This window comes from Pseudomonas sp. CBZ-4, from assembly GCF_000346755.1.
Taxonomy (GTDB): Bacteria; Pseudomonadota; Gammaproteobacteria; order Pseudomonadales; family Pseudomonadaceae; genus Aquipseudomonas.
Window position 1 is genome coordinate 42,756 of sequence record NZ_ANNV01000167.1, and the last position, 19,790, is coordinate 62,545.

Sequence of the window (19,790 nt, forward strand, 5' to 3'; positions counted from 1 at the left end):
TCTAGATCATCACAAGATCTACTCATGTTGCGATCCAGTGGATATAGAACGCGTGAAACATGAAATACGCACACACCGCCAGCGCCACCCCCATGCACCGGTTGAACAGCGTAAACGCCGACGTGCCGTTGATCCGCCGCCCCAGCAGCGCCCCGAGCAACGCGTAAAGCCACGGTGCACCGAACGCGCCAAAGGCCAGCACCGCCGAAACCAGCGCAATGGACACCCCGGTGATATGCGCTGCGGGGAGCATCACACTGGTGATCGGCAACACTGCCATGATGCCCTTGGGGTTGAGCAACTGGATCACCAGGCCGTTCCAGAACGTAAGGGTTTTGACAGGCGCGGTTGAAGCCGTTTCATCCACCACCGTGCGCGCCGTGAACACCTGATAGGCGAGGTACAGCGTGTACACGCCGCCAATCAGCGAGATATACGGCAACGCGGCCTGGGAAATGATCGCCTCGCCGGTGTAGCCGAACAGCACAAACAACAGCAGCATTGCGCTGCCCACGCCGATGAAAAAACCGGTGGAACGGCGGAACTGGCCGGTGAGGCCAGCGTTGAGGCCCATGAAATTCACTGGGCCAGGGCTGTACATGACGCTGAAGGCGTAGAGGAAGATGTCCATGGAGAACCTGCAGTAGAGGAAGTGGGGCGAGTCTACTGAGGGGGGTGGGGGGATTCTTGTACGTTTGTGGTTGACGTGTGACGAGTAGCGGGCCCAGCACAGAGCCCCACCACGCTGTCGCAGGACAGTTCACGAGCAAGTTACTTAAAAACAACACCCATGGCCATCTCAAGCCCGTCTTTTGGCATCAAGAGCAGCCCGCGAAAAAGCGCCGCTTTCCAGCTATTCCCAGAACGGGTCGCCTCAAGTATTTGAACTTCGTCCTGGAGCGAACGCGTAAAACCCGAGTAGGTTTGGAACAACTGTGCTCTTACCGAACACTCACTCAAATAACTCTGGCTCACCCCTTCAAACTCCTTGAGATCCAAGCACATTTTGAGGTGAAAACTAATTCTCCTTACTTCAGCATGGGTAAATGCACTGTCATTAAAAACCAGGTAAAACCCTGCAACCCCACCCCGAAAGTCCAGTTCAGTACAAAGGACAACCCTGGACAATATATCCTCATCAAAAAAAGGGTGCAGCAACTTATAGGCAATACCTTTTTTATGCCTGCTCCCACGCGTTGTATTACAGGACCCACAGGACGGAAACAAATTGTAGCTAAACACTGAAAATTCTGGATAAGGGCCTTTTGGCAAATAATGCTCAACGGTTCTTGCGCCCAATCCGCCGCACAGAGGGCATGTATTCAGTTTGTGCGCCGTTATACGCCCAATCCAATCAAGCCCAAACTTTTTCGACTTGTTTTTATAAGCGCTTGTAAAACACCTTGCCTGCGTCGGCGTCAGCCCAACCGATCCCATTTCAGGACTTCCCTGGGTTGCCACATATTGATCATACGCGGCCATTAGAGCCTCTGCCTTTCCAGCCAGAGAACCATATCGACGCACAAGTTCCTGCAAACTACTATCGTCATCCCTGCTCACATAGTCGAATGTATTCATCAGTCAGTCATCCTGCCGCCGTTCTAAACGCGACCTGATTTCGACCAACATGGAGGCACTAAAAATATCACCATAGGATTGAATGACTTGTTCAAAACTCAGCCCAGACCTCGAAACCTCTCTGCTGATTTTCTGATAATAGGCGGAAGCCGTGCTATCGCCGAATACCGCAAATGATAGTTCAGAGACGCTCGCCCCCAATGTTTTGGCATACACATGGCGTGACGTAATCCCCCCATCGAGCGCCTCTAGCAAATTCACGCAATGCGTAGGCGCCTCCCGCACAACATAAGCCGAATGCGTGGCGACAATCGCTACAGATCGTGTTTGTTCAAGGATACTGTAAAGCAGCATCATATAATCGCTGATCAGATTAGGGTGCAAGTAGGTTTCAGGCTCATCAATAATCAAGAGGGTGCCGAAACCCGCATGCGCAATAAAATGCAAAGCAAATCTAAATATACTCCGCTGCCCACTGCTCAACCTGATCGGCGCCTGCAACTGCGAAGGAAAAAAGCTTGGCTCTCTAAATTTATCAATGCTCCCGAACGTATCTAATATTTTTTGCTCCCCCGACAACCTGGATATGTACGCCCACTTCCCCCCGGCCAGATCGCTGAAACAGCAATACTCAGGGCAACTCTCGAGAACAGGGATAGCCAAGAATTGCATGCTTACAATCCCGCTCAGCGCATCGCTAAAGATTTGCCACTTGCTCAAGCTCAAACTCGGGTCATCAACCCTGAAAATCGATGCGAGCAAATAGGACAAATTGCCGACATGAGACTCTGTACTGGCTTCCCCCCCAAGATTGAAGAACTTAAAATCAAACCGGCCCACGTCCGACGCAACCGGCAACACGGTCGCCCAATCTGAACTGTATGCCACTATTCGTTTAAAGTTAAACCCTACACCGCCATAGTCTATAAAACACTCATCATCTTCGATGGCTTTACCATGGCGATCCCTCAGCACAGTCGCTGGGCCATTAGTGTGCAAGGCATCATGTGCACGGGCCGACGCAACTACTATGCCTCGCAGCAACTGAGTCTTTCCAACACCATTTTTACCGATAAGGCAATGAACCCTGTCTTGAAAATACTCATGCTCGACATACCTGAACTTCATGCTCAGTACGTCCAGCGCCCCAGGCACTTTCACATGAATACCAAACACTTGCCTGGCGTCATCGTCCGGCTCAAGCGTAAAGGAGCTTTCAACTCCATTCAGCAGTGAAATAAATGCTTTTGATGAACGAAGCACACCCAGCCGAAAGGGTTCCGAGCTAATAATTCCATCCACAAAAGAAACTCGTTCCCGAGCGACATACTTAACAGCCGACACCTCACTGAGGCAGCGAAGCAAAGACTCATAATCCTGCAGTTCAAGCGTGGCTGCCAATACCTTGTATGACTTGGGATTTGCCATAATCGATACAAAGCTGGCGAATCCATCAGCGAACGCATCAGACACAGTTTTAAACGCTCGGCCCACACTGTCGAAAGGGACCAGATAAAGTGGAAAAGAAATAATTTCGCCAGAGTACTTTATCTTGGCACCCACATTGTAAGCATACCCAAAGTCATTCCAGCGCGTGCCGCCTTGGGCGAGCACAATCACGCCTTCATCTACGGGAGACTCAAATGCAGCACCGACTCTAACTTTCCAGTTGACCATGACTCCCGCTCCCTCGGACGCGTCAAAAACCGCACCATAAAACATGCAAACACTAAGCGCCTATAACTTTCTATCGCATCACACCACAAGCGCTACATATCAGCCAGATAGTATCATAGCGCCACCACCCTGGTGAACCCAGTGCACATCTCGCACTTTTATCGAAAACCAAATATGCATTTAGTGCTCAGCCTCTACCTTCCAGGCTGACAGGCTTAGTTAAAAATCCTGTGAGGCAGCTCCAAGTTTGCATCACGGCCGGCAAACTCAAATCGCGACCGATCAAGCCATCCTTTGCGCACACCATTGATAGGCGCGCTTATGTATATAGGCCAAACCACTTCATCACCGTCTGACACCCCGGGTGTGACGCCGCCAACGGTTGCAGGCACAACGCATACACACCACCGGTTGCCAACGGTTCGCCCAAGGGCACCACCAGCACGCCGCGCGCAATGGACTCTGCCGCCAGCGTCAGGTCGGTCATTGCCACGCCCAGTCCGCGTGCAGCGGCGTCCAGCGCCAACTCATCGAGCTTGAACGGGATGTGGCGATAGTCGTCCAGCACACCAGCGTCGTTGGCGGCCAGCCAGACGCGCGGCTGGCGACACGGTTGTGGACCAAGCTCAAGACCAATACCTGAGCCATGGGTATAGTGTTGGCCGACCGTTTTTGGACAGGAAGCCACATGACTACCGATACCCGAGGCAGTTGCCTGTGTGGTGCAGTCACTTATCAAGTCACTGCAACGCTCAAGGCCGTCACCCACTGCCATTGCCGCAAATGCCAGAAAAGCCATGGCGCGGCGTTTGCCAGTTACGCCAGTGCGCCGCGATCGTCCGTCAGGATCCGGGTGGTTGCAGATGCCTTGAAAAGCTATGAGTCCTCACCGGGTGTCACTCGTCAGTTTTGTCTGGTGTGCGGGTCATCGCTGTTCTGGCAGGACGCCAAGGGGCTGTATCCAGAGTGGGTTTCGATTGCGCTGGGCACGCTCGACACGCCGTTTATCCCGCAGAAGCAGGCGCACAGCTGCATTGAATCGAAGGTGGCATGGGCTGAATAGAGATCAAAGGTGGGTCAGGTTACATCTCCACCAGCAGTGCCGCTGCCTTCGCAGGCAAGCCAGCTCCCACAGGGGATTGGGTTTGCACGTTTGTGCAGGTGAACACCGCTCAAAATGTGGGAGCTGGCTTGCCTGCGATGGCGGACTGTCAGTCAATACTGCTCTGACTGATCCACCGCTATCGCAGGCAAGCCAGCTCCCACAAGGATCAACAGTGTCTGGGGGTGCCTGGTTACATCAACGGGATCGTGTAGTTCACAAACACCCGATTCTGGTCCTGGTCCCGCGCCACTTCGCTGCGTGATACGCCATTGCGCCAGCCAAAGCCGACGTTCTTGAACGTGCCACTCTGCACCACGTAGTCCAAAGAAATATCCCGTTCCCACTCGCTGGCATCCTTGCCACTGGCGGTGCGGATGTTATCGCCCTTGAGGTAGATCATCGACGCCTTCAGACCCGGCATGCCCAGTGCCGCGAAGTCGTAGGCGTATTGGGCAAAGGCCGTGCGTTCACCGGCCTGGATGAAGGTCTGCACGGTACGGTCGGTGTAGAGGTACAGGCTGGAACCGCCCTCCCCTTTGCTCACCAGGCCACCCTGGTTGAGCTGGGCGAAGTTGCTGTCATCCGACACCTGCTGGTAACCGGCGGTGATGGCGTGCGGGCCCAGGGAATAGATGAACGCCGCGCTCCAGGTGTTGTTGTCGATTTCACCGTTGCCATGCTTGGTATAGCCACCGAGCTTGTAGCCCTCGGCACGCCCGGCGGCGGTGCTATTTTTACCGTCGGAGGTGGTCTTGAAGTAACGCAGGTCGGTCTTCAACGAGCCGTAGTCACCCAGCGGCAACACGTGGATCAGCCCGGCAAAGTGCTGCTGGTAATAGTCTTCAAGGTTGGCGTAGTAGTACTGGACCAGCAGGTCCTTGTTCACCTGGTAGTCGGCACCGGCATAGTTGAATTTGTTGCTTTCCTGGGTCCCGCCCGCCGCTGCCAGGCCGCTGCGGTCGCTGGAGCCGCGGCCGGTGGTGTGTTGCAGTTGGCCGCCGATCAGGGTCAGGTTGTCGATGTCTTTGCTGGTGATCTGCCCGCCCTCAAAGGATTGCGGCAACAGGCGGCCGTCGTTGCTGACCAGGATCGGCAGGTTCGGGCGCAGGTAGCCGTAGCGCAGTTCGCTCTTGGCAAAACGCGCCTTGGCCGTGGCGCCGCCACGGGCCCAGTTGTCGGTAGCCTTGCCGTCGTCGTTGGGGATCATCGAGCTGCCAACGTGGCGGCCGGCGCCGCTGTCGAGGGTGATGCCAAGCATGCCCACCGCGTCCAGGCCAAAGCCGACGGTGCCGTCGGTGAAGCCCGATTGGTAGTTGAGGATAAAGGCCTGGCCCCACTCTTCAGTCTTCGACGGTGCGGCGGCGCCGTCACGGTTGTCGTTGTTGAAGTAGAAGTTGCGCATGCTCAGGTTGGCTTTGCTGTCGCTCAGGAAATCCGCCGAGGCCAAGGGGCTCAAGGCAATGCCCAGGCCGCCGGTCAACAGGCTCAATACATTCAAAGTGGCTTTCATCACAACCTCAGTCAATTAATCCATGGGCGTCATAAAACGGGTACGGCCCCGGGTAGTCCCCGAATACGCCGTTGTGGCTGATCAAACCCTGTTGCGCCTGCCAGCGATGCAACAGATAGCCCGCCGGCTCCAAATTGAAATGCGCGGGCGCCGCTTCTTGTAGATCCAGGACGATCTGGTGCGAGGTGCCGGGGCACACACAACTCAGGCTGCCGCCGAAACGCCGCTGCATCGGCCGGTGCAAATGCCCGCACAACAGGCGCTCGACTTGCGGATGGCGGGCGACCACGTGCTCCAGCGCTGCCGCGTTGATGAACGGCTCGCGGTCCATATGGCCGATGCCGCTGATAAACGGCGGGTGATGCAGGATCAGCAAGGTTGGTGCGTCAGGCCGCAGCGCCAATTGCGCATCCAGCCAGTGCAGTTGGCTGTCCAGCAACTGCCCGCCGTGGCCACCGGGGATGGTGGAATCCAGGCCGATCAGGCGCAGCGGATGGTCGTCCACCACCCAATCCAGCGGACCGTCTGCCGAGGCCGGCAGGTAGCGGTGGTCACGAAACGCTTCGAGCAACGGCCCGCGCGTGTCGTGGTTGCCCGGCACCAGGTAGCACGGCATGTGCAGGCGCGCGAGTTCGGGGTGCAGCACGGCGTATTCATCGGCGCGGCCGAAGTCCACCAGGTCGCCGCTGATCACCACGATATCGGGGCGTGGCTGGCTGGCGTTGAGGTGGTCGACGGCACGGCGCAAGGCGCCCAGGGTGTCTACTACACCGTAGGTGAGGCGCTGGCCTGCTTTGAGGTGCAGGTCGCTGATCTGCGCAACGAGGAACGGACGATTCAACATAGATTCTCAAGCATTCAGGGTGAACAACATGTGCGGCGCAATCGCCAGGGCAATCGGCGCGCCGACGGCGTACAACTGGTTGTCGCTGCTGTCCACCAGCAGCGGTTGCGGGGCGCCGACATCCACCAGCAGGCGGCTTTGCGCGCCCTGGAAAAACTGCGCGACGAGATGGCCGTGCAGGTGCCCTTCGCTGTCCATCACCCGCAGGTGTTCCGGGCGGCAGTACAGGGTGTTGGGCAGGCTCGCTTCGTGCCACGGCAACTCGCCGCCGCAGACTTTCAAGCCATGGGCTGACGGCGCGATCACCGCAAAGGCATTGAGGTTGCCGACAAAGCCGGCGACGAAGGCGTTGGCCGGTTTCTGGTAGATGTCGCGCGGGCTCGCCAACTGCGCAACCCGGCCTCGCTCCATCACCAGGATGCGATCACCGAGGGCCATGGCTTCGCCCTGATCGTGGGTGACGAACACCGAGGTGATGCCCAGCCCGCGCAGCAACTCATTGAGTTCACTGCGCAGGCGTTCACGCAGTTGTGCATCGAGGGCCGCCAGCGGCTCATCCAGCAGCAACACCTTGGGGCGCGGCGCCAGGGCGCGGGCGAGTGCCACACGCTGGCGCTGGCCGCCGGACAATTCGTGGATGCTGCGCCGGCCGTGAGCCTGCAAGCCCACCAGTTCCAGCAATTCCTCGCAGCGCTGGTTGCGCTCCTGCACGGGCACGCCGCGAATCTTCAAGCCGTAGACGATATTCCCCGCCACATCCAGGTTGGGAAACAGCGCGTAGTTCTGGAACACCATGCCCACGTCGCGGCGCTCGATGGGCAGGCGTGTCACGTCCTGGTCGCCGAAAAACACCTGGCCCACATCCGGGCGTTCCAGGCCGGCGATCAGGCGCAAGGTGGTGGTCTTGCCACACCCGGACGGGCCGAGAATTGCCATGGTTTCGCCGCCTCTGACGGTGAGGTCCAGGTCATGCACGGCCACGGTGCCGTCGGCGAATGCCTTGCGACAGCCTTGCAGGCGGATAGTGATAGCGGTCATCGACGCTCTCCACGGGACAAACGGGCACTGATGGCCTGCAACGCAATCAGCAGCGGCACGATCATCAGCAAAAAGATAAGGGTGTAGGCGCTGGCGATTTCCAGGCGCGCCGAGGCGTAGCTGTCGGCCAGGCCCACGGGCAAGGTCTTGGTCATCGGCGTGTGGAGCATCCAGGTCAGGTTGAATTCACCCAGGGACAGGGTCACCACCATCAGCACGCCGGCGAGAATCCCGGCGCGACAGTTGGGCACCACCACGCTGAAAAAGCGCTTGATCGGCCCCGCACCGAGGCTGGCCGCGGCCTCTTCCAGCACCGGCAATTGCTGGCGTTGCATCACCGCCATCACCGGGCGCACCAGGAACGGCAAGGTGAACAGCACATGGCCAACGAGAATGAACAACCAGCTGCTGCGAAAGCCGCCGAACTGGCCGTAGGTCAGCAACAGCGCCAACGCACTGGCCAGGCCCGGCATCGCCACCGGCAGCACCATCAGTTCTTCAAAGGCGCGGCTGAAGCGATTGTTCATGCGCACCAGGGCGTAAGCCGCCGGCACGCCAATCACGCAGACGCACACCGCGCAGGCCAGGGCCAATTGCAGCGACAGCCACACCGTCGGCGAGTAGGCCTGCCACACCTGGATCAACCAGTCGGAGGTCAGGCCGCTGGACACGCCGACGAAGAAGTTGCGGGTCAGCCCAGCCAGCAGCGACATCAGCACCGGCACCAACATGAAGGCGCACACCAGCAAGGTGAACAGCAGTTGCAGCACAAACAACGATGAGCGCTTCACAGGACGGTCCCCGCGTTTTTCACCAGCCGCCGGGTGAGCAGCAACACTGCCCACGTCAGCGCGCCGAGCACCACCGACAGCGCGGCGGCGACGGCGAAGTTGGCGTAGTTGGTGAACACGTTGTAGATCGCCACCGGGGTGACGTTGAGCCGCGTGCCCAAGGTGAACGCCGTGCCAAAGGCGCCCATGGACGTGGCAAAACAGATCGCCCCGCAGGAGGCCAGCGCCGGCGCCAGGCCTGGCACGATCACGTCGCACACCACGCGCCAGTGCCCGGCACCGAGGGAGTGGGCGGCTTCTTCCAGGCTGCGGTCGAGGCTTTCACAGGCGGCCATCACGGTGAGGATCACCCGGGGGATCGAGAAGTACAGGTAGCCGACAAACAGCCCGGCCAGCGAGTAGGCGAAAATCCAGCGTTCACCGGCCAGTTGCAGGCCCAGCGACGCGAACAAGCCCTGGCGCCCCGCCAACAGAATCACCAGGAAGCCCACCACCACACCCGGGAATGCCAGGGGAAACGTCAGCAGCGCCACCAACGCCGAGCGCCCGAAAAACTGCTGACGCGCAAGGAACACCCCGCTGATACCCCCGACCAACAACGCGGCGAGCGTGACAAACATCGCCAGCGCGCAGGTTTGCGCGAGGCTGCCCAGGTACTGCGCGCTGCTGAGCACTTGCCAGTAGCCGCTGCCGTTGCTGTCGCGGCTCTCGGCACCGAGCAGCACCAGGTGCGCCAGCGGCAACAGCCAGAACGCGAGCAGCACCGCAAAGGCCGGGGCCAGCGCCCAGGCCGCCTGTTTTGCCGATGCAGCCACTTACTTGACCTCGTTCAGATAACGGGCGGCGAACGCTTCCTGCACGGCGGCCATCTTTTGATAATCCACCACACCGGCGCGGGCGTAGTCGCTGTCGGGGAGGAACTGTGCGGCGACCTCGGCCGGCATCGCTACCGGACGTACCGGACGCAGGTAGGCCTTGGCCCACAGCGCCTGGCCTTGATCCGAGAGGACGAAGTCGAGGACCTTCTCGGCGTTGGCGCGGTGCGGCGCGTTGGCCACGGCGCTCATCACGTAGGGCACGCTGATGCTGCCTTCCTTGGGGATCACGAAGGCGACGTTGGCGTTGTCCTTGTAGCGCGCGCGGTAGGCGTTGAAGTCGTAGTCCACGAGGATCGGCAACTCACCGGACAGCACCCGCGCATAGGCGGTTTGCTTGGGCACGATGGGGGCGTTTTTCGCCAGTTTCTGGAAGTAGTCGATGGCCGGGGCGAAGTTGTCCAGGTCGCCGCCCAGGGCGCGGTTGATCGCCACCGCAGAGACGTAGCCAACAAAGGCGCTGGACGGGTCGAGGTAGCCGACCATGCCTTTGTACTCAGGCTTGAGCAGGTCGGCCCAGCTTTGCGGCATTGGCAGGCCGCCGAGGGCATCGACGTTGACCATGATGCCCAAGGTCCCGGAGTGGATCGCGAACCAATGGCCGGCCGGGTCTTTCAAACCGGCGGGAATCTGTTCGAAACCTTTGGGCTTGTAGGTGCCGACCACCTCGGCTTTTTGCGCTTGCAGGCCGAAGGTCACGCCGTAGTAGACGACGTCGGCCACTGGCGCGGCTTTCTCGGCGACCAGTTGCGCCAGGGATTGGCCGGAGTTCTTGTTGTCCAGCGGCACCTGCACGCCGGTGCTGGCGGCGATGGCCTTGAGCTGGGTGCCCCAGTCGGCCCAGTCCGGCGGGCAGTTGTAGCAGATTGCGGTGTCGGCGGCCTGGGCCAGGCTGGCCGCGCCGCACAGCAGCACGGCGGCCAGGGTTTTACTGAATGCGCGCATCAGGGGTCTCCTCACGGGGTTGAGTACTTTCGCCGGGCCGGATGTGGCAAGGCAGGCAATGGGAAATCGGTGCGTGGCCGGCGATCTGCGCCAGCAGTTGGTCAATCACCGTGCTGGCGAGCAGCGCGATGGGTTGCACCACGCTGCACAGCGTCGGGTGCATCTGGGTGCCGAGGCTGATGCCGTCGAAGCCCATCACCGAGAGTTGCCCGGGGACATTCCAGGCGTTGCGGCGCAGCTCGGCGATCAGGCTGATGGCGAGGAAATCGTTGGAGCACACCAGCGCAGTGGGCGCGTCGGGGCCTTGCAGAGACGGCGCGATGGCGGCGAATTCGGCCTGGGTGTGCGCCGGCATTTCGATCACCGGGCGCGGTTCAAGGCCGTACTCGTGCATCGCATCGCAATAGCCGGCATAGCGCAGGCGCGCGCGGTCCGATTGCAACGCGGGCCCGGCGACCATGCTGATGCGCCGGTGGCCGGTGTCCAGCAGATAGCGGGTGGCCAAGGCCATGCCGGCGCGGTTGTCCACCGACACGGCGCTGTAGTTGGGGTTGCCCGGTTGGTGATAGGCCAGCACGAACGGCGTTTGCTCGGTGTTCAGGCTGCTCAGCACTGCGTTGCTTTCGGCATCGGTGACCGTCAGCACCAGGCCATCGACGCGTTGGCGCAGCAGCTCTTCCACCACAATGCTTTCGCGTTCGCTGTTGTAGTCGGTGGTGGCCAGCACCAGGCTGTAGCCCCGCGCACGCGCGGCGCGCTCCATGGCCTGGAACTGCTCGGCGAACACCGGGTTGAGCAGGTTGGGCACCACGACACCGATCAACTGGGTGGTTTGCAGGCGCAGTTGGCGGCCCAACAGATTGGGCCGGAACCCCAACTCTCGGGCGGCGGCGAACACCTGCTCGCGGGTCGTCGGGCGCACCTGGTCCGGCGAAGCAAAGGCCCGGGCGGCGGTGGCACGGGATACACCGGCCAGTCGGGCAACGTCTTTCAGGTCAGTCATTGGCACTCGCTTGAGATCGATCTCATTGGCGAGGACAGTAGCGGGGGAATGTGGCAGTTCGGTGCTGAACAGATGACGCTTTCATGGCAGTGCAGATCCCCCCTCTCCCGCCAAGTGGAGATCAAATGTGGGAGCTGGCTTGCCTGCGATAGCGGTGGGACAGGTACATCAGTGCTGGCTGATACACCGCTATCGCAGGCAAGCCAGCTCCCACATTGATCCGGGGTGTAGCTATGGATAGTCATACTCTGCAGTTATGCTGGAAAAGCTGGCGCAGCAAATTCCGCCCACTAACCTTCCGATTCGCCCCAAGTGCGGGCACAATGCGTGTCCTTTTTTGGCAGGCACCGCCGCAGGCTCTCAAAAATGATCAAAACGCCGTACTACCTCATCGATAAACAGAAGCTTCTGGTCAACATGCAGAAGATTGCTTACGTGCGCGAACAGTCCGGCGCCAAGGCCCTGCTGGCGCTCAAGTGCTTTGCCACCTGGTCGGTGTTCGACCTGATGCAGCAATACATGGACGGCACCACCTCGTCGTCGCTGTACGAGCTGAAGCTCGGTCGCCAGAAGTTCGCCGGTGAAGCGCACGCCTACAGCGTGGCCTGGGCCGACGATGAAATCGAAGAGATGCTGGAGAACTGCGACAAGATCATCTTCAACTCCATCAGCCAATTGCAGCGTTTTGCCGAGCGTTCCGAAGGCAAGACCCGTGGCCTGCGGGTGAACCCGCAAGTGAGCAGCTCCGATTATCTGCTGGCCGACCCGGCGCGTCCGTTCAGCCGCCTGGGCGAATGGGACCCGGTGAAGATCGAAGGCGTGATCGACCAGATCAGCGGCTTCATGTTCCACAACAACTGCGAGAACGGCGATTTCAGCCTGTTCGACAAAATGCTCGGCACCATCGAAGAACGCTTCGGCGCGCTGCTGCATAAAGTCGAGTGGGTCAGCCTTGGCGGCGGCATCCACTTCACCGGCGAAGACTATGCGGTGGACGCGTTCTGCGCGCGCTTGAAAGCCTTCTCCGAGAAGTACGGCGTACAGGTCTACCTGGAACCCGGCGAAGCGGCGATCACCAACAGCGCCTCCCTGGAAGTCACCGTGCTCGACACCCTCTACAACGGCAAGAACCTCGCCGTGGTAGACAGCTCCATCGAAGCCCACCTGCTGGACCTGCTGATCTATCGCCTCAACGCCAAGCTGGCGCCAAGCGATGGCGAACACACCGTGATGGTGTGCGGCAAATCCTGCCTGGCCGGGGACATCTTCGGCGAGTACCAATTTGATCGTCCGCTGACCATCGGCGATCGGCTGTCGTTCATCGACACCGCGGGCTACACCATGGTCAAGAAAAATTGGTTCAACGGCCTGAAAATGCCGTCCATCGTAGTGAAACAACTCGACGGTACTGTCGAAGTGGTTCGTGAATTTGGTTACGACGACTACCTGTCCAGCCTTTCGTAAGCTGGCGGATATAGGAGAAAGAAAGCAATTGAAAAAGAACGTTCTTATCATTGGTGCAGGAGGTGTCGCCAAGGTGGTGGCCCACAAGTGCGCGCAGCACAACGACGAACTCGGTCGTATTGCTATCGCGTCGCGCAACATCTCCAAATGCCAGGCCATCATCGACAGCGTCAAGGCCAAGGGTAGCCTCAAAGTACCCGCAGAAATCCAAGCCTTCGCGCTGAACGCCCTGGACGTGGAAGCGACCAAGGCCCTGATCCGCGAGACCGAATCGCAGATCGTCATCAACGTCGGTTCCTCGTTCCTCAACATGTCGGTACTGCGTGCCTGCATCGACACGGGCGTGGCCTACCTCGACACCGCCATCCACGAAGAGCCGGGCAAGGTCTGCGAGACCCCGCCGTGGTACGGCAACTACGAGTGGAACCACCTGGAAGAGTGCAAACAGAAGAACATCACCGCCATCCTTGGCGTGGGCTTCGACCCGGGTGTCGTCAACGCGTACGCCGCGCTGGCGCAGCAACAGCATTTCGACCGCATTGATTCGATCGACATCCTCGACGTCAATGCCGGCTCCCATGGCAAATACTTCGCCACCAATTTCGACCCGGAAATCAACTTCCGCGAGTTCACCGGACAGGTGTGGAGCTGGCAGAACAGCCAGTGGACCAGCAACACCATGTTCGAAGTCAAACGCACCGATGACCTCCCGGTCGTCGGTTCGCAGAACCTGTACCTGACCGGCCACGATGAAGTGCACTCGCTGTCGAAAAACCTCGACGTGCCCAACGTGCGTTTCTGGATGAGCTTCGGCGAACACTACATCAACGTGTTCACCGTATTGAACAAGCTCGGCCTGCTCTCCGAAAAACCGGTGACCACCGCCGAAGGCCTGGAAGTGGTGCCATTGAAACTGGTCAAGGCCGTACTGCCCGACCCGTCTTCGCTGGCGCCCGGCTACACCGGCAAGACCTGCATCGGCGACCTGGTCAAAGGCACCAAGGACGGCAAGGCGCGCGAGGTGTTCATCTACAACGTAGCTGATCACGAAGAAGCGTTCGCCGAAACCGACAGCCAGGGCATCTCCTACACCGCCGGCGTGCCGCCAGTAGCCGCCGCGCTGCTGGTGGCCCGTGGCGAGTGGGATGTGCAACGCATGGCCAACGTCGAAGAACTGCCGGCCGAGCCGTTCCTCAAGGCGCTGGACGTGATGGGCTTGCCGACGCGGATCAAGGACGAGCACGGTGATCGTGCGTGGGATGCGATTGCCTGATAGGCGAGAGCGGACCGAACAAAAAAATGCGCCCTCAGGGGCGCATTTTTTTTGGAGCCAAGCACAGCCTCCAAAACCAATGAGGTCAACTGTGGGAGCTGGCTTGCCTGCGATAGCGGTCTTCCAGTACCGGATGTGTTGGCTGACACACTGTTATCGCAGGCAAGCCAGCTCCCACAAGGGATTTGTGTTGCCCTGGCACAGTGGTAAACGGCGCTTGCGGTGTTCAGATATTTCCCACAAGGCTTTCAGGTTGTCCCTGGGAACTTCGCTGGATAATCTCCTCGCCGTCGCTGCACATTCAGCGGCCGGATTTGACCGTCCGACCTTGTTAACGAACTGCTACGCCCTGCACCCGTCTTAGGCGTTTTTTTGTGCCTGAGGTATTGTGTCGCGGCAGTTGTGCGCGGGATACCTTCGGGTATGCCGGGTTCGTTGACAACCGGTCGGTCAACCCGCGTACAGCTGCCACCCTCTTCGTTTGACCGCGAACGCTGGCGGCTCCACTTGTCGACGGAGTTCCACCATGATCAAAGACAGTCCAAATCCCCCCGCAACCCCCTTCACCGTCCGCCCCGACCTGGGCACCGAAACCCTGCTGGCCAATGCCGCGCAAGACCTGGCCTGCCTCAACGACATCGCCGCCCATCTCGCCTTTGAAGTCGATGGCGCCCAACGCAACGTAGCGCTGGGCATCTGCCGCATGCTTGAAGGTGTGCAACTGTTGGTGGACAAGGCTCTGGATCAGACTCATCCGGTGACCTGATCGAACAACCCTCTCGAAATCAACGAAGCTCAACTGTGGGAGCTGGCTTGCCTGCGATAGCGGTCTTCCAGGGCCAGATGTGTTGACTGACACACTGTTATCGCAGGCAAGCCAGCTCCCACATGGGATTTGCGGTGCCCTAGGGTTCTATGTACCCAGGTAGCCGAATCCTCAAACCCCGCTAACCTTGACAGGGCGAGAGTTCAATCATCGATTGGCTTACCCCCTCACCATGTGCGAAAGGATTCGTCCATGAACCTGCAAAAAACCGCCAACGGCCATACTGCACGTATAGCCGGGCTGGTCTTCAGCACCTGCTGTTATCTGGTCTTTCTAGTCACGTTTTTCTACTTGATCGGCTTCGTAGGCGGTGTCGTCGTACCCAAGCACATCAACTCCGGTCCCCTCACCGGCTGGCCTCTGGCAATCCTGATCAACTGCATGCTGATGCTGTTATTCGGCGCCCAGCACTCGCTGATGGCGCGTAAAAATTTCAAGCGCTGGCTGACGACATTCGTCCCGCCCGTTGCCGAGCGCTCGACCTACGTGTTGCTCAGCAGCCTGGTGCTCGTGCTGATGTTCTGGTTGTGGCAGCCGATCACATTCACCATCTGGCAGGTTGAGGCGGCTTGGGCCAGGGTGCTGCTGACCGGCCTGTTCTGGTTGGGCTGGGTGGTTGTCTTTGTGGCAACGTTGCTGATAAGCCACTTCGAACTCTTTGGCCTCAAGCAGGCCATTGATCGTTGGCGTGGCACGGCACAACAGCTGTCGATATTCCGAACGCCATCGCTTTACAGGATTGTCCGCCACCCCCTGTACCTGGGATTCCTGATCGCCTTCTGGGCAACGCCGCACATGACCGCTGGCCACCTGTTGTTTGCGGTTGGGCTGACGGCCTACATTTTTGTGGGTGCCTACTTTGAAGAGAAGGATCTTGTGGCGCTGTTCGGTGAGCAGTATCGGCAGTACAAGCAAGCGGTCGGCATGATTTTACCTTGGTCGAACGCCCGGCCTGCGTGTCGGAAAAAGAAGCCTGTATCTTGATGTGGGAGCTGGCTTGCCTGCGATGGCGTTCTTCCAGGGCCAGATGTGCTGGCTGACAGACCGCTATCGCAGGCAAGCCAGCTCCCACATGGGATTTGCGGTGCTCGGGCTATTTCACGTGCCGCTTTATCAAAACACCGACCACCCAATCCGCTCACTCAACAACTCCAACGCCTTGATCCCCGCCAGCGAGTTCCCCGCTGCATTCAACTCCGGCGACCACACGCACACCGTAAACTGCCCCGGCACCACCGCGACGATGCCGCCGCCCACGCCGCTCTTGCCCGGCAAGCCGACGCGGTAGGCGAAATTCCCCGCCTCGTCGTACAGCCCGCTGGTGGCCATGATCGAGTTGACCTGCTTGGTCTGGCGCGCCGTGAGGATCTGCTCGCCGCTGTGGGCGCTCACGCCTTCGTTGGCCAGGAAGCTGAACGCCTTGGCCAGGTCCAGGCAGCTCATCTGCAACGCGCAGTAGTTGAAGTAGCTGTGCAGCACCGCGTCCACGTCGTTGTGGAAGTTGCCGAACGACTTCATCAGGTAGGCCATGGCGGCATTGCGTGCCCCATGCTGGGCTTCGGATTCGGCGACGATGCTGTTGACCAGGATTTGCGGGTTACCCGACAGGCGCCGGACAAAATCGCGCATCGACAGGATCGGCACGGCAAAACGTGACTGGTTGATATCGCAGATCACCAGCGCGCCGGCATTGATAAACGGATTGCGCGGCCGGCCGCGCTCAAACTCCAACTGCACCAGCGAGTTGAAAGGCTGCCCGGACGGTTCGTGGCCCAAGCGTTCCCAGATGGTTTCGCCACCGTGGTCGATGGCCTGCACCAGGCTGAACACCTTGGAAATGCTCTGCACCGAAAACAACGTGTCGGCGTCGCCGGCACAGTAGGCGGCACCGTCGTTGCCGTACACGGCGATCCCCAGTTGATTGGCCGGCACATCGGCCAGCGCGGGGATGTAGTCGGCCACTTTGCCGAGGCCGATCAATGGACGAACTTCGTCCAGGATCGACTCCAGCAACGCCTGCATGTCTTGTCCTGTCATCTGTCTTGGAATCGGTGATAAGCGGGGCGCGGAGGATACCTGATCTCAATGTGGGGAGGGAGCTTGCTCCCTTCCCATACCTGAGTATTTCCAGGCTTAGAAATGCGCCACATCCGACACCTGCTCATCCAGCACATCCCGCGCCAGCGCCCAGGCGCGGTCCTTGGACTCCACCACCAACAGCGGATAACCCCAAGCCTTGCCGAACATCACGGCAAACGGCTTGAGCGCCAGGCGCTGGGCCGCGCTCGGTTCCACCTGGATCATGCCTTTGACGTACGCACGCAACGCCGGCTTGTTTTTCTTCATCCAGATCGAGGCCTGCTTGCGCTCTTCATGGGCGTGCTCGTGATTGTTTTCATCCACCGATTTTTCGTGCAGCAGCACGAAGGCTTGTTGACGGGCCAACAGGCCTTCGAAAACCACAAAGGCATCTTCCGGCCCGCCTTCGTTGGGGGCGTCGAAGAAGATTTTGACCACAGGGAAGGTTGTACTGTCGAGTCGCATGGCAAAGCTCCTTAATGAGAGTGACTCTCACTATAAGAGACAAAACCCTGGACGGCATTGCACAGAATAGCCAGACTATTTCGCAATTCAGCCAAGTTGCGCCCACACCATGAAACACCACCGCCTCGACCTGCATGACCCGATGATGGCCAAGGACGCCGACGTCTTCCCCCGCGCCGTGGTGGCCGTGGGCGCCAGCAGCACCTCGGATACTTGGGAACATGCCCAGCACGCCCATCGCAAAGGCCAGTTGATGTACACCCTGCGCGGGGTCATCCACTGTGAAATCGAAGCGGGCATCTGGATCGTGCCGCCGCAATGCGCGCTGTGGATTCCCGGCGGCACCTTCCATGCCGCACGCGGGTCTGGCGAGGCGCAGGTCTACTGCCTGCTGATCGACCCCGACGCCGCCCGCGCCCTGCCCCCGCAATGCTGCACCCTGGCGGTGTCGGGGCTACTGCATGAGCTGATCAGCAAGGCCGTCGGCTTCCCGCAACTGTATGAAGAGCACGGCGCCCAGGGCCGCTTGATCAGTACGCTATTGGATGAACTGGCCGCCGCGCCCATCGAAGCCCTGCACCTGCCCATGCCGCAAGACCCACGGCTGCGGCGCCTGGCCGACAGCCTGCTGGCCGAGCCGACGGACAAGGCCACCCTCGGCCAATGGGCCGTGCGCATCGGCATGAGCGAGCGCAGCATGACGCGGCTGTTGCTGGAGGAACTGGGCCTGAGTTTCGGCCGTTGGCGCCGGCAGTTGCACGTGATCCTGTCCCTGCAACGGCTGGCCAAGGGCGACAGTGTGCAGCGCGTGGCCCTGGACCTGGGTTATGAGAACGCCAGTGGTTTCATCACCATGTTCCGCAAGGCCGTGGGCCAACCACCGGCGCGCTACCTGGCGGACCGCATGGGCACCCCAGGCAATGCCGCACTGCCCGGCATTGCGATGACGGAAACGCTGGATGCTGAACACTGATCTCGCCGATAAAAATGCAAAATACTGATACACCAACTTTTTATGATTCTACATTTTAATAATTAGGTTAGAACCAAACGGCCTTTTACAGCCCCGCCGCCTGCCCCTACCTTGGACGCGAACAACCGACCCCCTGCCCGGTGGAGGTGACCATCCCGCACCAGACAAGGACAGACCATGAGCATTGAATTCATCGGCTACATTGGCGGCCATCACGCTTCCGAGATCCACCCGCGCAGCGGCCCCACCCTGCAACCGGACTACGTCGAAACCGTGGCCCGCGCCCACGAAGAAGCCGGTTTCGACCGTGCCCTGGTGGCGTTCCATTCCAACAGCCCGGACAGCACGCTGATCGCCTCCCACGCCGCCAGCGTGACAAAGAAGCTGCAATTCCTCATCGCCCATCGCCCGGGTTTCGCCCAACCGACGTTGGCCGCACGCCAGTTCACCACGCTGGATGTGTTCAACGGCGGGCGCACGGCGGTGCACATCATCACCGGCGGCGATGACCGCGAACTGCGCGCCGATGGCAGCCATATCGGCAAGGACGAACGTTACGCCCGCACCGACGAATACCTGAGCGTGGTGCGCCAGGAATGGACCAGCGAGCAACCCTTCGATTTCGCCGGCACCTACTACCAGGTCGAAGGCGCGCACTCCACGGTGAAGTCGCCGCAACAGCCGCATATCCCGCTGTACTTCGGCGGTTCGTCACCCGCAGCCATCGCCGTGGCCGGCAAGCATGCCGACGTGTATGCGCTGTGGGGTGAGACCTACGAGCAAGTGCGTGAAATCGTCACCCAGGTGCGCGCCGAGGCGGCCAAGCACGGGCGCACGATTCGCTTCAGTTTGTCGCTGCGCCCGATCCTCGCCGAGACCGAAGAGTTGGCCTGGGCACGCGCCGACAGCATCTTGCAGCAGGCTACCGCGCTGGCGGAACAGAATGGCTTTGTGCGCCGCGAACCGCCGAACGAAGGCTCGCGCCGTTTGCTTGCCGCCGCGGCGCAAGGCTCGCGCCTGGACAAGCGCTTGTGGACCGGGATTGCCGGACTGCTTGGCGCGCAGGGCAACTCCACGTCATTGGTGGGTACGGCTGAGCAAGTCGCCGAGGCGTTGGTGGACTACTACGACCTGGGGATCACTACGTTCCTGATCCGCGGGTTTGATCCGCTGAATGATGCGATTGATTACGGCAAACGCCTGATCCCGCTCACCCGCCAGTTGATCGCCGAACGCGAGCAGGCCCAGCAAGTCGCATAATCCAGAACACTGCAAAACCAAATGTGGAAACTGGCTTGTGTGGGAGCTGGCTTCTGTGGGAGCTGGCTTGCCTGCGATGCAGGC

19 protein-coding genes and 1 pseudogene are annotated in these 19,790 nt (G+C 59.9%); 7 read left to right on the forward strand and 13 right to left on the reverse strand.

All coding sequences use genetic code 11. The features are described 5' to 3' along the window. Positions 1-22: 22 nt before the first annotated feature. The 4 genes and pseudogenes from B348_RS0125960 to B348_RS0125975 all read right to left on the reverse strand — a co-directional run. Positions 23-631, reverse strand: a complete 609-nt coding sequence (locus B348_RS0125960; RefSeq protein WP_017738951.1) for a LysE family translocator — start codon at positions 629-631, stop codon at positions 23-25. A gap of 140 nt (positions 632-771) precedes the next feature. Then, positions 772-1,578, reverse strand: a complete 807-nt coding sequence (locus tag B348_RS1000000131670; protein ID WP_157356559.1) for a hypothetical protein — start codon at positions 1,576-1,578, stop codon at positions 772-774. A 3-nt stretch (positions 1,579-1,581) separates the two neighbouring features. Beyond that, a complete protein-coding gene (locus B348_RS0125970) occupies positions 1,582-3,255 on the reverse strand; it encodes an AAA family ATPase (protein WP_157356560.1) in 1,674 nt (557 codons plus the stop codon). Positions 3,256-3,574: 319 nt separating this feature from the next. Then, positions 3,575-3,847: pseudogene (locus B348_RS0125975) on the reverse strand (LysR family transcriptional regulator); the annotation flags it as partial. A gap of 96 nt (positions 3,848-3,943) precedes the next feature. On the opposite strand from B348_RS0125975, the gene B348_RS0125980 reads away from it, so the two are divergent. Further along, a complete protein-coding gene (locus tag B348_RS0125980; RefSeq protein ID WP_017738955.1) occupies positions 3,944-4,318 on the forward strand; it encodes a GFA family protein in 375 nt (124 codons plus the stop codon). Between the two features lie 232 nt (positions 4,319-4,550). On the opposite strand, the gene B348_RS0125985 is transcribed toward B348_RS0125980, so the two are convergent. The 7 genes from B348_RS0125985 to B348_RS0126015 are packed head-to-tail and all read right to left on the reverse strand — an operon-like array spanning position 4,551 to position 11,366. After that, positions 4,551-5,870, reverse strand: coding sequence for an OprD family porin (locus B348_RS0125985; RefSeq protein ID WP_017738956.1), 1,320 nt, complete (start codon positions 5,868-5,870; stop codon positions 4,551-4,553). A gap of 7 nt (positions 5,871-5,877) precedes the next feature. Continuing rightward, positions 5,878-6,711, reverse strand: a complete 834-nt coding sequence (locus tag B348_RS0125990) for a phosphodiesterase (protein WP_026137073.1) — start codon at positions 6,709-6,711, stop codon at positions 5,878-5,880. Between the two features lie 9 nt (positions 6,712-6,720). Further along, positions 6,721-7,752, reverse strand: coding sequence for an ABC transporter ATP-binding protein (locus tag B348_RS0125995; protein ID WP_017738958.1), 1,032 nt, complete (start codon positions 7,750-7,752; stop codon positions 6,721-6,723). Continuing rightward, entirely contained in the window at positions 7,749-8,543 is a 795-nt protein-coding gene (locus tag B348_RS0126000) for an ABC transporter permease (RefSeq protein ID WP_017738959.1), read from the reverse strand. Before B348_RS0126000 ends, B348_RS0125995 begins: the two co-directional genes overlap by 4 nt. Continuing rightward, positions 8,540-9,358 (reverse strand): iron ABC transporter permease, encoded by an 819-nt coding sequence (locus B348_RS0126005; RefSeq protein ID WP_017738960.1) that lies wholly within the window; start codon positions 9,356-9,358, stop codon positions 8,540-8,542. The genes B348_RS0126000 and B348_RS0126005 overlap by 4 nt, the downstream gene beginning before the upstream one ends. Then, positions 9,359-10,363: an ABC transporter substrate-binding protein gene (locus tag B348_RS0126010; RefSeq protein WP_017738961.1), complete on the reverse strand. Its 1,005-nt coding sequence runs from the start codon at positions 10,361-10,363 to the stop codon at positions 9,359-9,361. Next, the gene (locus B348_RS0126015) at positions 10,347-11,366 is read right to left on the reverse strand and encodes a LacI family DNA-binding transcriptional regulator (protein ID WP_017738962.1); all 1,020 of its coding nucleotides are present in this window, start codon (positions 11,364-11,366) and stop codon (positions 10,347-10,349) included. The genes B348_RS0126010 and B348_RS0126015 overlap by 17 nt, the downstream gene beginning before the upstream one ends. Before the next feature lie 366 nt (positions 11,367-11,732). Between B348_RS0126015 and B348_RS0126020 the strand changes: the two genes are divergently transcribed. From B348_RS0126020 to mddA, 4 genes are all read left to right on the forward strand, one after another. Next, the gene (locus B348_RS0126020) at positions 11,733-12,830 is read left to right on the forward strand and encodes a carboxynorspermidine decarboxylase (RefSeq protein WP_017738963.1); all 1,098 of its coding nucleotides are present in this window, start codon (positions 11,733-11,735) and stop codon (positions 12,828-12,830) included. A 28-nt stretch (positions 12,831-12,858) separates the two neighbouring features. After that, positions 12,859-14,103, forward strand: coding sequence for a saccharopine dehydrogenase family protein (locus B348_RS0126025; RefSeq protein WP_026137074.1), 1,245 nt, complete (start codon positions 12,859-12,861; stop codon positions 14,101-14,103). Between the two features lie 526 nt (positions 14,104-14,629). Further along, the gene (locus B348_RS0126030) at positions 14,630-14,869 is read left to right on the forward strand and encodes a DUF6124 family protein (protein WP_017738965.1); all 240 of its coding nucleotides are present in this window, start codon (positions 14,630-14,632) and stop codon (positions 14,867-14,869) included. Positions 14,870-15,121: 252 nt separating this feature from the next. Beyond that, on the forward strand, positions 15,122-15,913 hold the full coding sequence (gene mddA / locus B348_RS0126035) for a methanethiol S-methyltransferase (RefSeq protein ID WP_017738966.1): 792 nt from the start codon (positions 15,122-15,124) through the stop codon (positions 15,911-15,913). A 129-nt stretch (positions 15,914-16,042) separates the two neighbouring features. Here mddA and glsB read toward each other — a convergent pair whose 3' ends face one another. Then, on the reverse strand, positions 16,043-16,951 hold the full coding sequence (gene glsB / locus B348_RS0126040; protein ID WP_017738967.1) for a glutaminase B: 909 nt from the start codon (positions 16,949-16,951) through the stop codon (positions 16,043-16,045). Between the two features lie 111 nt (positions 16,952-17,062). Then, positions 17,063-17,473 (reverse strand): hypothetical protein, encoded by a 411-nt coding sequence (locus B348_RS0126045; RefSeq protein ID WP_017738968.1) that lies wholly within the window; start codon positions 17,471-17,473, stop codon positions 17,063-17,065. 109 nt (positions 17,474-17,582) lie between these two features. Here B348_RS0126045 and B348_RS0126050 point away from each other — a divergent pair, with 109 nt between their 5' ends. Then, positions 17,583-18,446, forward strand: coding sequence for a helix-turn-helix domain-containing protein (locus tag B348_RS0126050; RefSeq protein ID WP_017738969.1), 864 nt, complete (start codon positions 17,583-17,585; stop codon positions 18,444-18,446). A gap of 177 nt (positions 18,447-18,623) precedes the next feature. Further along, the gene (locus B348_RS0126055) at positions 18,624-19,706 is read left to right on the forward strand and encodes an LLM class flavin-dependent oxidoreductase (protein WP_017738970.1); all 1,083 of its coding nucleotides are present in this window, start codon (positions 18,624-18,626) and stop codon (positions 19,704-19,706) included. Positions 19,707-19,790: the final 84 nt, after the last annotated feature.

What these genes read in the sequence shown, in the direction of transcription:
- B348_RS1000000131670 (WP_157356559.1), bottom strand. Translation starts at nt 1,578, where the DNA reads ATGAATACATTCGACTATGTGAGCAGGGATGACGATAGTAGTTTGCAG.
- B348_RS0126020 (WP_017738963.1), top strand. Translation starts at nt 11,733, where the DNA reads ATGATCAAAACGCCGTACTACCTCATCGATAAACAGAAGCTTCTGGTC.
- mddA (WP_017738966.1), top strand. Translation starts at nt 15,122, where the DNA reads ATGAACCTGCAAAAAACCGCCAACGGCCATACTGCACGTATAGCCGGG.
- B348_RS0125985 (WP_017738956.1), bottom strand. Translation starts at nt 5,870, where the DNA reads ATGAAAGCCACTTTGAATGTATTGAGCCTGTTGACCGGCGGCCTGGGC.
- B348_RS0126030 (WP_017738965.1), top strand. Translation starts at nt 14,630, where the DNA reads ATGATCAAAGACAGTCCAAATCCCCCCGCAACCCCCTTCACCGTCCGC.
- B348_RS0125960 (WP_017738951.1), bottom strand. Translation starts at nt 631, where the DNA reads ATGGACATCTTCCTCTACGCCTTCAGCGTCATGTACAGCCCTGGCCCA.
- B348_RS0126045 (WP_017738968.1), bottom strand. Translation starts at nt 17,473, where the DNA reads ATGCGACTCGACAGTACAACCTTCCCTGTGGTCAAAATCTTCTTCGAC.
- B348_RS0126050 (WP_017738969.1), top strand. Translation starts at nt 17,583, where the DNA reads ATGAAACACCACCGCCTCGACCTGCATGACCCGATGATGGCCAAGGAC.
- B348_RS0126015 (WP_017738962.1), bottom strand. Translation starts at nt 11,366, where the DNA reads ATGACTGACCTGAAAGACGTTGCCCGACTGGCCGGTGTATCCCGTGCC.
- B348_RS0126010 (WP_017738961.1), bottom strand. Translation starts at nt 10,363, where the DNA reads ATGCGCGCATTCAGTAAAACCCTGGCCGCCGTGCTGCTGTGCGGCGCG.
- glsB (WP_017738967.1), bottom strand. Translation starts at nt 16,951, where the DNA reads ATGCAGGCGTTGCTGGAGTCGATCCTGGACGAAGTTCGTCCATTGATC.
- B348_RS0125980 (WP_017738955.1), top strand. Translation starts at nt 3,944, where the DNA reads ATGACTACCGATACCCGAGGCAGTTGCCTGTGTGGTGCAGTCACTTAT.
- B348_RS0126055 (WP_017738970.1), top strand. Translation starts at nt 18,624, where the DNA reads ATGAGCATTGAATTCATCGGCTACATTGGCGGCCATCACGCTTCCGAG.
- B348_RS0125995 (WP_017738958.1), bottom strand. Translation starts at nt 7,752, where the DNA reads ATGACCGCTATCACTATCCGCCTGCAAGGCTGTCGCAAGGCATTCGCC.
- B348_RS0125970 (WP_157356560.1), bottom strand. Translation starts at nt 3,255, where the DNA reads ATGGTCAACTGGAAAGTTAGAGTCGGTGCTGCATTTGAGTCTCCCGTA.